Annotated in this window: 16 protein-coding genes and 2 pseudogenes; 5 read left to right on the plus strand and 13 right to left on the minus strand. The window is 59.3% G+C overall.

Features of this window, described 5'->3' with window-relative positions:
• Positions 1-218: 218 nt before the first annotated feature.
• A complete protein-coding gene (locus NKI58_RS23540; RefSeq protein WP_352853782.1) occupies positions 219-911 on the plus strand; it encodes an alpha/beta fold hydrolase in 693 nt (230 codons plus the stop codon).
• Between the two features lie 130 nt (positions 912-1,041).
• Positions 1,042-1,677 (plus strand): SGNH/GDSL hydrolase family protein, encoded by a 636-nt coding sequence (locus NKI58_RS23545; protein ID WP_352623660.1) that lies wholly within the window; start codon positions 1,042-1,044, stop codon positions 1,675-1,677.
• Positions 1,678-1,999: 322 nt separating this feature from the next.
• Here the strand turns inward: NKI58_RS23545 and NKI58_RS23550 are convergent.
• From NKI58_RS23550 to NKI58_RS23610, 13 genes and pseudogenes are all read right to left on the minus strand, one after another.
• Positions 2,000-2,195: pseudogene (locus NKI58_RS23550) on the minus strand (ISAs1 family transposase); the annotation flags it as partial.
• Positions 2,196-2,446: 251 nt separating this feature from the next.
• Positions 2,447-2,770, minus strand: a complete 324-nt coding sequence (locus NKI58_RS23555) for a hypothetical protein (RefSeq protein WP_352623662.1) — start codon at positions 2,768-2,770, stop codon at positions 2,447-2,449.
• A 76-nt stretch (positions 2,771-2,846) separates the two neighbouring features.
• A pseudogene (locus NKI58_RS23560) lies at positions 2,847-3,158 on the minus strand (hypothetical protein); the annotation flags it as partial.
• A 487-nt stretch (positions 3,159-3,645) separates the two neighbouring features.
• The gene (locus tag NKI58_RS23565) at positions 3,646-4,083 is read right to left on the minus strand and encodes a cupin domain-containing protein (protein WP_352623663.1); all 438 of its coding nucleotides are present in this window, start codon (positions 4,081-4,083) and stop codon (positions 3,646-3,648) included.
• Positions 4,084-4,283: 200 nt separating this feature from the next.
• Positions 4,284-4,466: a hypothetical protein gene (locus NKI58_RS23570; RefSeq protein WP_352637940.1), complete on the minus strand. Its 183-nt coding sequence runs from the start codon at positions 4,464-4,466 to the stop codon at positions 4,284-4,286.
• Between the two features lie 893 nt (positions 4,467-5,359).
• Entirely contained in the window at positions 5,360-6,052 is a 693-nt protein-coding gene (locus tag NKI58_RS23575) for an amino acid ABC transporter permease (protein WP_352623666.1), read from the minus strand.
• A gap of 18 nt (positions 6,053-6,070) precedes the next feature.
• On the minus strand, positions 6,071-6,787 hold the full coding sequence (locus NKI58_RS23580) for an amino acid ABC transporter permease (protein ID WP_352623668.1): 717 nt from the start codon (positions 6,785-6,787) through the stop codon (positions 6,071-6,073).
• Between the two features lie 69 nt (positions 6,788-6,856).
• Positions 6,857-7,684, minus strand: a complete 828-nt coding sequence (locus NKI58_RS23585; RefSeq protein WP_352623670.1) for a transporter substrate-binding domain-containing protein — start codon at positions 7,682-7,684, stop codon at positions 6,857-6,859.
• 24 nt (positions 7,685-7,708) lie between these two features.
• Positions 7,709-8,449, minus strand: coding sequence for an amino acid ABC transporter ATP-binding protein (locus tag NKI58_RS23590; protein WP_352623672.1), 741 nt, complete (start codon positions 8,447-8,449; stop codon positions 7,709-7,711).
• Positions 8,450-8,503: 54 nt separating this feature from the next.
• Positions 8,504-9,067 (minus strand): peroxidase-related enzyme, encoded by a 564-nt coding sequence (locus NKI58_RS23595; protein WP_352623674.1) that lies wholly within the window; start codon positions 9,065-9,067, stop codon positions 8,504-8,506.
• Positions 9,064-9,546: a CMD domain-containing protein gene (locus NKI58_RS23600; RefSeq protein ID WP_352623676.1), complete on the minus strand. Its 483-nt coding sequence runs from the start codon at positions 9,544-9,546 to the stop codon at positions 9,064-9,066. Before NKI58_RS23600 ends, NKI58_RS23595 begins: the two co-directional genes overlap by 4 nt.
• Positions 9,543-11,003 (minus strand): NAD(P)-binding domain-containing protein, encoded by a 1,461-nt coding sequence (locus NKI58_RS23605; protein ID WP_352708054.1) that lies wholly within the window; start codon positions 11,001-11,003, stop codon positions 9,543-9,545. Before NKI58_RS23605 ends, NKI58_RS23600 begins: the two co-directional genes overlap by 4 nt.
• Positions 11,000-12,013, minus strand: a complete 1,014-nt coding sequence (locus tag NKI58_RS23610) for a LysR family transcriptional regulator (protein ID WP_352623679.1) — start codon at positions 12,011-12,013, stop codon at positions 11,000-11,002. Before NKI58_RS23610 ends, NKI58_RS23605 begins: the two co-directional genes overlap by 4 nt.
• Before the next feature lie 201 nt (positions 12,014-12,214).
• Here NKI58_RS23610 and NKI58_RS23615 point away from each other — a divergent pair, with 201 nt between their 5' ends.
• The 3 genes from NKI58_RS23615 (at position 12,215) to NKI58_RS23625 (ending at position 15,425) form a co-directional block, all read left to right on the plus strand.
• Positions 12,215-13,285 carry an NAD/NADP octopine/nopaline dehydrogenase family protein gene (locus NKI58_RS23615; RefSeq protein ID WP_352623680.1) on the plus strand — a complete coding sequence of 357 codons (1,071 nt, stop codon included), beginning with the start codon at positions 12,215-12,217 and terminating at the stop codon, positions 13,283-13,285.
• Between the two features lie 506 nt (positions 13,286-13,791).
• Positions 13,792-14,073, plus strand: a complete 282-nt coding sequence (locus NKI58_RS23620; protein WP_352623682.1) for a metal-sensing transcriptional repressor — start codon at positions 13,792-13,794, stop codon at positions 14,071-14,073.
• 23 nt (positions 14,074-14,096) lie between these two features.
• Positions 14,097-15,425: a cation diffusion facilitator family transporter gene (locus NKI58_RS23625; protein WP_352786104.1), complete on the plus strand. Its 1,329-nt coding sequence runs from the start codon at positions 14,097-14,099 to the stop codon at positions 15,423-15,425.
• Positions 15,426-15,458 lie beyond the last annotated feature (33 nt).

The following is a 15,458-nucleotide window of genomic DNA, read 5'->3' on the forward strand; positions in this document are numbered from 1 at the left end:
TGATCTAAATCCTCATTGCGCTGGATCAGTTTTAGGACACCCGCGTTTCCAGCCATGATCTCACTCGCGCCTGAACATCAGTTCGTCAACGCCGGAAGCATTCGGCTTCATGTCGTTCAGGCCGGGCCTGCCGAGGGTAAGCCGGTCATGCTCCTGCACGGCTTCCCGGACTTCTGGATCGGCTGGAGACGGCAGATCGGTACGCTCGCTTCCGCCGGATATCGGGTCATCTTCCCGACCAGAGGGGCTACAACACCAGCGACAAGCCAGAGGGCATCCGCGAGTACACGCTCCCCAAGCTCCTCGGCGATGTCGTCGCCCTGGCCGACGCGCTCGGCATCGGAAGGTTTCACGTCGTCGGCCATGACTGGGGCGGCATCGTCGCTTGGGCCGCCGGGGCAAAGTTGACTCATCGCCTGGACAAGCTCGTCATCCTGAATGCGCCCCATCCCGAGGTGGTGTTTACCCATGCCCTACGATCTCCGACGCAGTTTCTGCGGAGCAGTTACGCGGTTTTCTTCCAGATCCCCTTGCTGCCCGAAGCCGTTTTGGGTGCGCGGCGCTCGGCCTTGCTCGCACGAGCACTCATGACATCCAGCCGGGAAGGCGCCTTCGAAGAAGAGGAGATTGCAGAATATCGGCAGGCTTGGGAGCGGCCGGGGGCGCTGACCAACATGCTCAACTGGTATCGCGCCTTGCGCTTTCGCCCGAGCCTGAAGGAGCGGATCACGACGCCCACTCTTGTTATGTGGGGGATGCAGGACCAGACTCTGGAATCCGGGCTGGCCAAGCGCAGTCTCGCCCTTTGCGACGATGGCCGCCTGCAGACTTTCGAGGAGGGGACGCATTGGGTTCAACGCGAAGAAAGCAACGCGGTGAATGCGGCGCTTCTGGCGTTCCTGGAGGGCTGAGATGCGATACGGTTCTGCAGGCGGTTCGAGCCGGCGCGAGCTGTTGACGACGCTCGCCGTCACCATCACAGCCTACCACCTTACCTCCGTCGCTGATGCATCAGAGGCAGAGGCCTCAACGGAGCGTCCCATGCCGCATGTCGTCCTTCTTGGGGATTCGATCTTCGACAACGCGGCTTATGTTGCCGGCGGACCTGACGTCGCGTGGCAGTTGCGGGAGCGCCTGCCCGAAGGGTGGCGTGCAACTCTCAATGCCGTCGACGGTGCTGTCACGAGCGGCGTCGAGCGGCAGCTTGAACGGCTCGCGCAGGATGCGAGCCATCTCGTCGTCAGTGTCGGTGGCAATGATGCTCTTCGTCATGCGGGTCTTCTGGATCAGGCGGCTCGTTCGGTGGCCGAGGCTCTGGACAGAATCAGCGATGTCCGGGAGCAGTTCGAGCAGGATTACATGAGGATGCTCGAGGGGGTGCTGAGCCGGGATCTGCCCACGGCCATATGCACGATCTACGAGGCACGCTTTCCCGACCCGCAGCGTCGCAGGATTGCCGCAAGTGCCTTAACGATCTTCAATGACGTCATCACCCGGTCGGTCTTCTCCCGCGGTTTGCCGCTCATTGACCTGCGCCTGGTCTGCAATGAGGATGCGGACTTCGCCAATCCGATCGAACCTTCCGTTCGTGGCGGCGCGAAGATCGCGACAGCCATTGCGGCTCTCGTGGCGGAACACGATTTTGCTCGGCGCCGGTCGGAGGTCTTCGCCGGTTGAGCGGCTTCTCGTTCGTCTGATCAGGCAGCGCTCGCGCAGGTAAGGCCGGTTGGATGCACGGCAACCAGTCACTATCTTTTGTGGCGCGTCGAGCAGGGGCTTTAGGATTAGAGCCGCAGCTTCATGTGCACGTGGTCGATCCGGAGACGAACCAAGGGCGGCCGGTGTATTCACGGACGAGTGCCTGCCTCTACCCCTCTGCGTAAACGGACGGGAGTGGTCCATTATCTGAGCACTGGCTACATGACGTGAGGCAGACGACGAAATGTCGCCTTGTACATCGAACGTGCGCTATCAATTCCCGCTCATTGAAAGACGACGAGACGGTGACAGTGCGTTCCTCGATGCGGCCATGGGCCTTGTCGAGATCGACACGCTGTCGAGGCAATGGCAGAGGCATCATCGAAGTAGCATTCGATCTCGGTACGCAGCGTCGGCTGGTTGGCCTTGACGGCGAGCAGATAGTCGGCGCTGGCATTGCGAATGGCGGTAGTGATCGAGGCGTTGGTGGCGATGGCACAATCTCGACCCGGCCTTGGGGCCCTCTGATATTGCCTTCCAGAAAGTCGTCGAAATCTGGGGCTGCAAGCATGTCTTTGAACTGGTCGCCGAGTACGGACCTCGTCTTCCGCGCCTCCCAGCTCAGCAACCAACTCTTCTCGGCCGTCGACGATCAAGAGTATGTCCTCGGCATCCCGGCTAGAAAGCAGATCCTTTCCACCTCTGCCAAGGTATGCCTCCAGCTTCGTCGCGACGAAGAGTGCCGGTGTCAGGCGACGGAGATGAGCTTATCGTCCAACGGACAATCGACCGCCGTCTCAATACCCGCTTCATACCAACGATTGCTGAATCCGAGGATTTTGGGATCGTCCGGCATGAAGTCGACTTTGATCCGGCCAAGATGCGTTCGGCAAATGACACTGTCGTTGGGTGACTCCGAGAAACCCCGCTCTCGAAGCCGTTCCAGGAGCTGCGCCCATTCCGAAAAGCCGGCCAGATCGACAATTAGGTCGACGTCGTCAGTCGCCCTGACATCCTCGAGCGTGATGGCATCGGTGATGAAAAGAGCGGTCGTACATCCGCCGACGAACACAAGAGCTTGCGCAGGTCATCGCCTAGAGCTTCCGCGACAGCCCTTAGCATTGCTAGTAGCTGGCCTTGGATGCTGGTCATTTCTGCGCGAGCCTTTCCGCAAGACGCTCCGCCGCGAGGGCAGCCTCGCGCTGGTTTCCGAGTCTTATTGCGTCCGCAAGGGCAAGATACTCATACAGCCGATCATCCCTTTGAACGGCTTCAGGAACGCTTTTAAACATCGGCGTCACCGATTGTCCCATGTCGCGGCCGCTGGCATAGGGCCACACATAGATGTAGCTGCCAGCGCTTATTAGCACGTTCTTTAGGATGGGCGCCGCAAAAGCGGTCGGGATTCCGCGCTGCATTGCTCCAGGCTTCGCTGGAAAAACGAACTTCAACCCGTGCACGCGCTAGGAGCAGGCAAATATCGCAATCCAGGTAAGGTTCCCAGCTATGGCCCGCTCGACCCCGCCACGATCTCAGCATACCGCTCCCTGGGATCTCCCCAATCGGTCTATGTTCAGATGTTATGGCGCTTCGGTTTGATCCGTTCAGAGCGCATGGGAGAGGTGCGGGCCTGTAGGGCAAGGGCTGGCACCGTCCGTTCCGCCGCCCTAGTCGAGATCAGGTGGGAGCGGCGGGACGGCTGCGTGACGAACAGTGTCGGGGCTCCTCATTGAAGAGCCGCAGCTTCGGTCTGTTCGTATCATGCGCCTTTTTCGCCCTGAGCATTTGAGACGTCGCGTCGTTCCGAGTGCCGGAGCACTATGCTGAGCGGGGCGCAGCAAAGGTGGCCTTCATCTCCGCGTCCAGACCCTCGAAGGCCATTTCTTAGTGCCGAAGCTACCGGTCATTCGGGCCGCTGGCGCCCTTTGTGTTTTTCTGACTTGCTTCTCAGTAGGCGATCTGCCCGTCGCGGTTCGGTGTGCCAAGGACGTGGGTTCTCGGCGGCAGCATCACCTGGTCGAAGCTCTGCGTGAACATCGCTGCCGCAAAGAAAGCCACGGCGCGGAGCGTTTCGGTCCCGGTATTCTCAAGATCGTGGCGAAATGGTGTGGGCAACACAAACACGCTACCGGGCGCGACGGGGTGAGTGGTACCATCCTCGCAGTACAGCAGGCCGGTGCCTGCAATTATGTATTGGGTTTCCTCAGTGGCGTCAGTATGCCAGCCCAGTCGACCCCCTGGCTCGATCTCATATACAATTGTCGAAGAAGCCGTTGATCCGTTCCCGCCAAAACGGGCGAAGGCACCCTGCCAACGCACAGCGGGGTCGCTCTCACCCCAAACCTTGGAGCGAGGCAGATTGTTAGAATCGATAACCGGACCCATGCTGATCATGCCCCATAAGTTGTTTGACGTGGTCACCGTACTGCATGATATCAGACACCCAAAGCCGTTGCTTCGGACGCGGTTAAGAATAGCTTCCCGAGCACCGGGGCGTGCGCTTCTATTCGCTTGCCGCGCAACGGCTAATTTGGCTTTGGTGAGTCGAGGTTCAATCGCTGTGGGGCTTTTGGGCAAGCGCGCAGCTAGGCCGCCTTCTTGATCTCCGCGACCTGAACGCCCAGTCGGAACGCCTGACCGTCTGCAAACGAACGCGCGTAGCTCTCAGATGTAAAAGCGACCGTGGTGGTGGTGCCGTTGACCGTCACGCGAACCGACCACTCTTTGTCCCTAATGATTTCAACGGCATGTTGCTCATGCGCAGCCATGCATTCCTCCCAGAATCTTCCGTTGAGGATGGGAGGATAGCGTCGTAAAAACTGGTTTGCATGCAAATAATCCGACACCGCGACGTCGAAATGCCGAAACACGCACAGCTAGGCTCGTTCCTTGGCGAGGTTGAAAAGTGCGGTGGCAGTCTCTTCAGCCGTCCAGCCTTGCTCGATGCAAGAGGACACCAGAGCGGCGTACGCACCTTCGAGGGCGACTGCGCAGTTCACGCTCCTGTCCGGGCTGTCCTGGGAGAGAAGGGGCGGTTCGACTTGTGCTGTTTGGGACATGCAGATAATTGGCGGAGTGCCAGCAAGTTCCTCCGCACTCGCGCTTCGCACCGCGGTGCCGCCCAAACACGCGGATTACCAGGCGGACAAAAAAGCCCCGGCGCTGGGTCGTTGCGCCGGGGCTTTGGGCAGGTACAAGCTACACCAACATGTCCGTTTATGAATGTGCGCTAATAAAGTAAAAAACGGTGAACCACGCATAGGCCGAAGGGCGCACGCTCAAAGCTGGGGTGAAGCGGCAATATCAGTGATGACAAGTTGCGCACCCTGATTGTTCCACCCAGCTTTCGACCGAACGAGGGGCGAGGATGCTGGCTGTGTTGATTTGCCATGATGATGTACTCCGTGACCGCTCATGCCGATGAAGCGGCTCGAACCGCAAATCTCAAAATGTCTAGTGATGGCCACTGGGACTCCGGAGGGAGAGGAACCGACATCCCACCTTCTCTAGCTGAGGAACTGTCTCTCGTGCCTGACGCCGCCGGCGATTACCGGAAATTGAACCGCCACGTTGGTGGCGCGCCATCTGAAAAAATTTGTACGGGCGGCGGAGCCGTTATCGAGCATGAAAGGGCTGTTCGAGGGTGCCGACGAGCCTTCGTTCATGTCCGCACCCTAAGGGCTTGCTCCAGTCTGTCGGCGATCTGTGTGACGATATAGGCAATCACCATGTAGATCACGACGGCAATCACGAACGCTTCGAGGTAGTAGTAATTCAGCGCGGCGGTCAACTGGGACTGGGCGAAGATGTCGACAACCTCGATGGCGAATCCGAGGGAAAGCGCCTTCATGATCACCATCATCGAGGTTGTCAGGTCTGGAATTGCGGTGAGGGCCACCTGGGGAAATAGGATCCGTCGGAACAGTTGGCCGCTTGTATAGCCCAGCGAATGGGCGGCGTCCGACTGACCGGTATCGAAGGCGTTGAGGGCTCCTTTGATGATCTCCGCTTGGAACGCCGCAACACAACCGGTGACTGCAATGACAAGGATTACCCAGTTGGGCGTTTCGTGGGCGTTGAAGTTGATCCCGAGCAACGAGAGCAGGAACTGGAGTGCTGGGGGCAGACCGAAATAGGCGAGGAAAATCACGATCACCATCGGAACGCCCTTGAAGACGACCTTGTAGGCCATGATGAGCTCTCGCAGCACGGGGATCCGCCTATGTTCGACGAGCGCAAAAAGGCTGCCGACAATCGTGGACAGGATGAAAATCGTGAAAGCCATGCCGAGCGTCACGGGTACGGCGCCCAGAATTTCCTGCGAGTCCTGGAGCATAATATCGGTATCAAACATGGTCGGATTACCCCTACGTCACACGCTCGCGACGGCCGCGTTCTTGATCTGAGCTGTTGTCGTCGTCTCTGGCGCTTGCATCGGTGAGCGGAGCTCGAAGAAGCGCACGACGAGCCACGCGACAAGGCACATCAGCGAATAGATAACCGCCAGCACGAGGTACGTTTCGAACTGGTACTGGTTATAGTCGCGCTCCATGATCAAGTGCGCGGTCGCCATCACGTCCGCAGCCCCGATGTACATGACCAGCGCAACGTTATGGATCAGGTAGATGATGGAGTTTCCATAGCCCGGCAATGCGAAGTGCACCGCTTGCGGTCCGACTACGCGGGTGATCTTCTGTCGGAAGGTATATCCCAGACTGTCGGCCGCATCATGCTGGCCGCGATCGACGGCCAGGTATGCAGGTCGCATGACTTCCGACAGATACCCTCCATGATAGAGGCTCAGCCCCACCATCGCAGCGATCGTTGCAGAAATAAAATCCTCGGCGCCGAACAGGATCACCAACAAGGGCAGCCCGTAGAACGCGACGAACAACTGCAGGACGACGGGAACACTCCGGGCATAGGACACGTAGAGGTCAGTCAGGTGACTGATCACCGGTATCCTCCGAACCCGGAGTGTTGTCGCGACGAGAGCCAAGCAAAAGCCGACGACCATGGCCGTAAAGGTGATGGCGAGCGTCAGCGGCAACGCCGAGAGCAGCTCGGGAATCATAGCAGAAACATCCACTTTGAAACGCTCCTTCTTTCAATTCAGCCTTACCGCTGGCTATCGCTACAAGGTTGGGGAAAGGTCCTGTTACTTCATGTATTTGACGATGTCCTCGCCGAACCATTTCTGCGAGAGCTTTTCGATCGTGCCATCGTCTTTTAATTCCTTGAGAACCTTGTTCACGTCGTCGGCTAAAACCTTGTTTTCGTCCGACCTGTGAATCAGCATGTAGGTGTTGTTGCTGAAGACCGGATCGGACGCCACAATATCGAGCTTCTTTTCCTCGATGACGGTCTGCTCACCGAGATTCGAAGGCAGAACAAGCGCGTCGAATTTACCGTTCTGAACTTCGTCCAGTCGGTTCGGATAGGGAATACCGGCGCTCGATGCCGTAACATCAAGCTTGTATTTTGGATTTTCTTTTTGCCAGTTCATAATAAACTTGTATGTTCCACCGCCGGCCGTGGTCGGAACGATCCTCTTGCCGACAAGGTCCTTCATTTCCTTGATGCCGCTGCCTTTTTTGCTGTAGATCTTCATCAGGCTGGCGCCCATGGGGTTTTCCGGAATGAAGAACTGCTTGGCGCGCTCAGGCGACTTGTAGTAGCCACCGACGGCGATGTCGTACTTGCCCGTGGCGAGGCCGGTTTCCTGCGCGATATCCGAAACACCTTCCATTTCGAACTTATACTGCGGCAGCTTTGCGTTGATCGCTCTCAGAAGATCGGGCTCATAGCCTTGCGGCTCGACGCCGATCGCGCCCCATGCCAGCGGCTTGGATTCCGCCGACGTCGCGATCTTGATCGTGCGAACGGTCTGACCATAGCTGATCCCTGCGGTTGCAAGGGCAATTGCGATGCCGCCGGCAACAGCCAGGGCAGCGCGACGGGAAAAACTGGATGTGATTGCAGACATTTCTTTGGTTCCCTTCTTGTTGGATTATTGAAATGCGAGTTCGGACTGCAGGAATTGAGCAAGTCGTGGGCTGGATGGCGCATCGAAGATCTCAGCTGGACTGCCATCGGAGGCAATCACGCCACGATCCATGAAGACGATCCGGTTCGAGATGTTCTTTGCGAATTGCATCTCGTGGGTCACAAGCAGCGAAGTGATCCCTGACGACGTGACATCCTTGATCACCTTCAGAACTTCACCGACGAGTTCAGGATCCAGCGATGACGTAGGCTCATCGAAGAGCATTACGTCGGGACGAACCGCCAGCGCACGCGCGATTCCGGTGCGTTGGAGCTGGCCGCCCGACAGCTGGGACGGATAGCTGTCCCGCTTCGCTGAGAGGCCGACCCTTTCAAGCTCTCGCAGCGCGACTTCACGCGCCTCGTCCGTGGACTTGCGCTGCACGACGACCAGCGGATCCATCACGTTCTGGAGGACCGTCATGTTCTTGAAGACATTGAATTGCTGAAAGACCATCGCTGTCCGGAGCCGGATCGCCTGGACAGCTGTCTTGTCGGCGCGCTGGTAATCCATCCGAATCTGATCGAACGCGATGGTTCCTGACGACGGCTTGGCCAGGTAGTTGATGCATTTCAGCAGCGTGGTCTTGCCGGTGCCGCTGGGGCCTATGATCGACACCACGTCACCCCGCTTTACCGAGAGATTGACGCCGTTCAGGACCTGCGTGCTTCCGTAGGACAGCCTTATATCTTTGAGTTCAAGCATTTCTGGTTAGCCCTTCAGAGTGTGGGACGGACTGCCTTGACATGTGGGTCATCATCATCCGCTCTCCGCGTGGCCGAGAACGTGCATCAGCCGGTTTGCCCAGCCGAAGATCGATATGGCGTGGATCAGGTCGATGATCTCGGCGTCATCCATGCCGACGGATCGCAGCGAGGCGATGTCGTCTACCGTTGCTTCCGACGGTGCCGCCGACAGACGGCGGGCAAAGCTGTAGATTGCCGCATCGCGTGGCCCGAGCGCTTCCGGTTTGTCGAGGTACAGCGCGGTGACCACGTCATCGCTCTTGGTCAGCTCTGCATGGCGGCGGGCGTGAACAACGGCGCAGAATTTGCAGCCATTGACGATCGAGGCACCCAATGCGCCAAGTTCGCGGTCGGGACGGGCAAGCCCGCCTTCGACATACATGATCGCGTTGAACAAGACGGTGCGGGCAAGATAGCTCTCGGGATCATGCACAAGGGTGCGCACATACTCCGAAACTTTCTTGGCCGATGGCGTGACCTTCATCGCTTCGAGCTGTTCCGGCGTGGCCTCGGAGAGCTCGACCGGTGCGATGTAGGGATGCCAATTGAGCGGTTTTAGGCGCACCGAGGAAATCATGCCGACCTCAACAATCGCAGGCCCGTCGCAACCCGCGTCTGGAAGTTTACGAAAGCAATCAGTTCGGAGAGCGCGACGATCTGAGGATTGTTCAGTCCGGCCGCAGCGAGGAGGGCGATGTGGTTCGCCTCCGCCTTTTTCGGCGTAAGGGTGATCAGGTCAACATGACGGACGATGGTCGCCAGGGGTTCATTCAAATCCGTTTCCCCCCGAGCCAAGGCCAGAAGCGGCTCCGTCGGACCAAGCTGGGCCAGTTGCACATCATATTCGGCCATTAGGACGGGATCATCATTCAGAGCCGCCATACGACGGGCCAGAGCAACCCGCAGGTTCGGGGCCAGCCCCTGATCGTTTGCCGGCTGCAGGACGGAGAGGCGACATTCCTCGGCCCCTTGCACGAATTCGGCCCGAAACCGCCGCGCGGTGAAAAGAGCATCGTCCGGGGAAATCCCCGCGGCCTTGTCCATGGCGTCGATCACAGCGCGGCCTCCTTATGTAGCAAGGGTGTTGAATCGACCCACTCGTCGCCCAGAAGCTCGGGCGTGTCGTAGGCGATCAGATTGGCGAAGTGGGTTTCGACATCTTCGGCAAACAGCGACGCGGCAATGCCGCGGACCAGACGGTCGGCACCGGCACTGACGGCCGGGATATCGCCGGAGACCTTGCCGTGGGTCAGCATGGCGGCGTCGTTGAAGCAGTGGATATGTGCTAGCATCGGGCAGGAGCCGGGGACGCGTTCGCGAAATTCGAAGGCAGGACCGAGATCGGGCGCGTCCGACATACCTGCGCGCGGCGGCCCCATATCGGGCGTATATCGCCCATCCGACCAAGTGCGGATACGTGGCGCGAGTGCTGCAAATTCCGGGCGGCCGTTGAAGTCGTTTGAAAATCCGGTTGCCGCGATCATGAAATCGTAGCGCATCGGCCCTTGTGTGGTTTCGACCAGAAGGCCTCCGGCATCTTCCTTTACCGCGACTATGCCACAGTCGAGAAAGAACCGCGCATTCGGGTGGCGAGACACGCGGAGCGTCGATGAACGCGGCGGCGGTGTCTGGGCCGAGGCGGTGTAGTCGAAGAACTTCCACTTCCAGGCATCGGGCAGGTGATAGATGCCATGTACAACGCCCTGGCTGCCGATGCCGGTCAGCTTGTTGATGCGCGGCATTTCCTTGCGGCGGATCAACATGTCGACTGAGCCGGCGCCACCCTCGAGGGCTGTTGCGGCATTGTCCATGGAAGAGGCACCGGCGCCGATGACGGCCACGTGCCTACCTTTCAGCGAGTCGAAATCGATGTCGTCGGCAGAATGAGCCCAATGGGCGCGATCGATGCCCTTGAGGAAATCGGGAACGGCAAAACCGCCCAGACCGGACCGACCGGTCGCCAGAACGAGACGACGGGTGAGAACCCGGCCGGTTTCCGCGCCCTCGATATCGATCGCAATCAGATCTCCAACGGGTGCGAGGCCGGTCATGCGCACGCTGTTGCGCACTGGCAGACCGAGAACCTTGCGGTACCAGACCAGGTAATTCATCCACTGGCCCTTGGGGATTTTGTCCAGCGACCGCCAGGCCTCAACGCCCCATTGCGCCGTGAACCAGGCGCGGAAGGTTAATTGCGGCAGCCCGAGCGACGGACCGTGCAGGGTCTTCGGCGACCGGAGCGTTTGCATGCGGGCAAACGTTACCCATGGCCCTTCGAGCCCGGTCGGAGCAGCATCGTAGGCGACGACATTGGTGATTCCGGTTAGTACCAGCTTTGCGGTGGCAGCAAGTCCGCACATGCCGGCGCCAATGACAACCACGTCACGGACCGGGACGCCGTCATGCAAGCGCTGTGGGACCCAGGGCTTGGCGGGCAACTCGAGATAGTCGAGATCTTGCGCAAGCTGTGCTTCCAGTGCAGCAAGGCCTGCAGGAGTGGGAGTATGCTTCATATTCCCGTTCCGTGATTTGTGCCCGATGCAGGATCGGTGACCAATTGGCCGGCCAAAGCTGGATCGAGTTTCCTGAAACCGGCAATTGACCGTTCAGCCACCGCTTCGACCGCATCCATCAACGCCTGCGCAACTGGGCGAAGGGGACGGTTTGCGGCAGCCACAACGCCCCAATAAAAGAGAACGGTTACGTCGAGAGGGCGAATAACGACACCGGGCAGGGGCACGCCGTATGCCGTGAGGGGATCGATGACAGCGGCAACCCCAGTCTGACGCACGATCTGCAACGCACCATAGGCAGTATTGGTCCGGATCACTGGGCCGGTGTCGATGCCGCGAGCCGCCAGCGCTTTAGCGACGTGCAACTGAAAACGCAGCGGATTGAGCAGCGTGGCGACGCGGCGCCCGGCAAAACCCGAAAGCGGAACCACGTCAAGTTCAGCCAGCGGATCGTCCTCCCGCACGGCAGCGACATCAGGCGCCGAATAGAGCCGCAGGACATCCAGACCGGGCGTATCGAGCGGCAGGCTTGAAAATCCGATTTCGGCGCGTCCGCTGCGCACTTCCTGGGCGACGATCGAGGGAAGAAACTGCCCGAGATGCGTCTCGTGCGGAAGCTCCGCACCCTGGAGCTCAGCCAGCGCCGTCGGGATCAAGCCGGTGCCGATCGCAGAGGTTGTGACAATCTGCAGGATTCGCCCCCTGCCGGCGGCGATCATCTTGGCACGTGCTGCGAGTTCGGTGAAGGACATCAGCAGGCGTCGCGCTTCTTCCTCGAAGGCCACTCCCTCTTCAGACAACTGCACCCGTCGACCGATCCGATGCAGCAATTCGAAGCCAAGCTCGGCCTCGAGATCCTGAATGGTGCGTGTCACCGCAGGCTGGGACCGCCCGAGCATGTCAGCCGCCTTGGTGATGCTGCCGCTGGCGGCAACCGCAAGGAACGTCTGAAGGTCTCGGGTTTCCATGGTCTCCTTCATGCGCAATCCGTATGATTGACATCGTCTCATTCGTTTTTGATATATGTCAAGCGGAAACTAATGTTCGTTACGGCTTTGTGCATTTGGCCGGCTTCAGAGCCGGAATCCCGATCGGGAAGCGGCCGAGGACGTCAGACGCGACTCCGGCCTGCGGAACCTCCTGATGAAAACTTTCATGTGTGACGACGGCAAGGATTCTCGAACCACAAAGCCTGCAACAGGAGGAATATTATGCGCGTGAGTATTCTGGGCGCCGGAGCAATTGGTTATGGCCTTGCCGCCTATTTGGCAGGATCAGGACATTCGCCAATGCTTTGGTCACCGTCGGGACTGCGCACCAGGGCTTTAGCTGGCGGCGAATTGTTAAAAGCGACGGGGGACATCGCGGCGACGGCACCGATGCGCATTGCCAGGGATTGTAAGGATGCCGTCGCCAACGCGGACGTGGTGATGATTGCGCTTCCGGCTTACGGCCACAAGATGGTGATGGATGCCGCCGTCCCCCATCTCATTGATGGAATCCCGGTCATCATCAGTTCGCATTGTTCGTTCTCGGCGCTTTATCTCTCCAAGCGGTTGGCGGAGCGCAAGGTCAGGTTGCCGATCGTCGTTTGGGGCACAACACTACTGACCGGCCGCCAACTCGGACCAACCGAAGTCCATGTCACCACCATTCGCCAGAAGCTTGACGTTGCGACGCTGCCTTTCAGTTATCAGGATCAAGGACACGAGCTTTGCGCGACCTTGTTCGGCGATCGTTTCGTCAAGCGCGACGGTATGCTTGCGATCGCGCTCAGCAACCTCAATCCGCAAAATCATCTAGGAATTGCGCTTCTTAATCTGACACGCATGGAAAAGGCCGAGCAATGGAGCCAGGGGGGAAACGTCACCCCTGCCGTGGGCCGCCTTATCGAGGCTCTGGATGCCGAACGGCTCGCCATCGCCAGCCATTTTGGTATCGCGGTTCGTACCGTCAAAGAGCATTTTTCATTGTCGTTCCATGTCCCGCTGGGAACCGTTTCGGAGATGAACCAGGAGATGGACCGCCAGGGCCGTGGCGGCTTTGGCCCGACAACCATCGAAAGCCGCTATATTCTCGAGGATGTTCCGTTCGGACTGCTGCCGACCGTACTACTGGGGAAGATAACGGGGAAACCGGCGATACTCCACGAGTCTGGAGTTTCCATATTGTCGGCGGCTTATGGTCGCGATCTCAAGGCAGATAATGATATTCTTCCTGCTTTGGGAATCGAAGGGTTGTCAGACGTGGACCTCGCGAACCTTTCGCGTGAGGGATTCTAATGGTCGCAAAATGCTGAGCCGACTCGGGCAGGTGCGGGCACGAGGTAGGGTTCAAGGGGGAGTCAGGCGGACGGTCGCCGACGCCAGAGGCCGATCGAGCCGCTACTGGCGGTTACAGTTTCAGCGAGCAGCCTTGGATATGAGGGCCTACTCAAGGAAGCCGCGAGCAAAAAATTCAAATAGCTCGCGTTGTCCCTGAATATCACTCGTAGGCCGGACCAACTTTTTTGAAATCTTAGCACTTCAGTCGGGCCTTCCTGCCAAGTTCGTTGGTTGCTACAAGTGCGGCCAGTTCGTGCGCTCTTGCTTGGCACTTTCAAGCACCTTCTCACGAAGAGTGGATGCTCGCCGGACGCCTATCAAGTCAGTCCTGCGATTATATCTGACGCCGACCGCGCTGGGAACCAAAAATAGCCGCGGGCTCTGATGAAGGCGGAGCAACATTGGCGGGCTGAATACGCCTCCTGTCGTTGACACGATGCTCTCCAGGGGGATAGGACCTTCTCATGAATAGACCCCCCCATGTCCACGAGACACATCCCGATATTATCAAACGTCTGAAACGCGCCGATGGCCATCTACGAGGCGTCATAGAGATGATCGAAACGGGCCGACCTTGCATCGATATCGCCCAGCAGCTTCACGCCGTCGAGAAGGCCATATGCCAAGCCAAGAAGACGCTCATCCAGGACCATCTCAACCACTGCCTAGAGGATGTCGTGGGTCCGCTCCCGCGTGAGCAGAGGCGCTCGATCGACGAGTTCAAGGACATCACCAAATATCTTTGAGCAAGGAATTTTGAGGCCTCGCCATGATGGACAGCATACGCGATTGGTTCGGCATCAGCCCTGGAAGCCAGGGCTTCGGCGGGCATGGCCATGACCGTGCCGAGGGCGGACACGGCCACACGCACGGCGTGGTCGATCCCACCATCGCGACGACCACACGTGGCATCTGGGCGATCAAATGGGCGTTCGTCCTGCTAGCCATCACAGCGGTGCTGCAACTGGTCATCGTATTCCTCTCGGGTAGCGTGGCGCTGCTTGCCGACACCATCCACAATGTCGGCGACGCGGTCACCGCCATCCCGCTGTGGATCGCCTTCATGCTGGCGAGGCGCAAGCCGAGCAAGACCTTCACCTACGGCCTTGGCCGCGTCGAGGACCTGGCCGGCATCGTTATCGTCCTGATCATCCTGTTCAGCGCCATCGTCGCCGGCTATGAGGCGATCGACAGATTGGTCAACCCCAAACCCATCGCTTTCCTCGGCTGGGTAGCGGCCGCCGGCCTGATCGGCTTCGTTGGCAATGAGGCTGTCGCCGTGTTCCGCATCCGCGTCGGCCGCGAAATCAACAGTGCTGCGCTGATCGCCGACGGCTATCATGCCCGCACCGACGGCTTCACCAGCCTTGCGGTGGTGCTTGGGGCCATTGGCGTTTGGCTCGGGTTTCCGCTTGCCGACCCGATCATCGGCCTTTTGATCACGGTGGCGATCTTCGCCATCGTCTGGCAGTCGTCAAAGGCGGTGCTTACGCGCATGCTCGATGGCGTCGAGCCCGGCATCGTCGATGAGATCCATCATGCCGCCGGGCATGTGCGGGGCATCGAGCGGGTCGCCTTGGTTCAGGCGCGCTGGATCGGCCATCGCCTTCATGCCGACATCGCCATCAAGGTGGCCGACACCGCGACCGCGAAGGAAGTGGTCGGCATCACCGATGCCCTGAGGGAGGAGTTGTTCGACCACCTGCCGGCCCTCTCGGAAGCGAACATCCGCCTGGAAGGCGAGGGCGGACCTTTGGCTGCAAATACCGGCCATGCCCACCACGCACCCGACCCGTTCAAGGTCGCCTGCGATATGGCAACCGGCACGCTTGAAATCGTCGACACGCCCGCAGGCGAGCGCCTGCGTCTCACCATCGACAGCCATGCCGACGACCTCGGGGCAACCGTGATCATCGACCGGCCCGGGGGACCCGAGACGCTGCCGCTCGGACCCGTCGCGGGCGATCACCACCGGCTCGAAAGCAGCGTCGCCCCCGCCGAGCCGCATGAGTTCGCGGCGAGGCTGATTCTAACCGCGAAGGGCAGGGAACAGATCCTGCCGTTCAAGATGGTTGAGCCGGAGGGCCACCATCACTGATCCCTCGACTGGCGCGGCACCTTGCGCTGCCCA

Source organism: Mesorhizobium sp. M0522, assembly GCF_040321085.1.
Classification (GTDB): Bacteria; Pseudomonadota; Alphaproteobacteria; order Rhizobiales; family Rhizobiaceae; genus Mesorhizobium.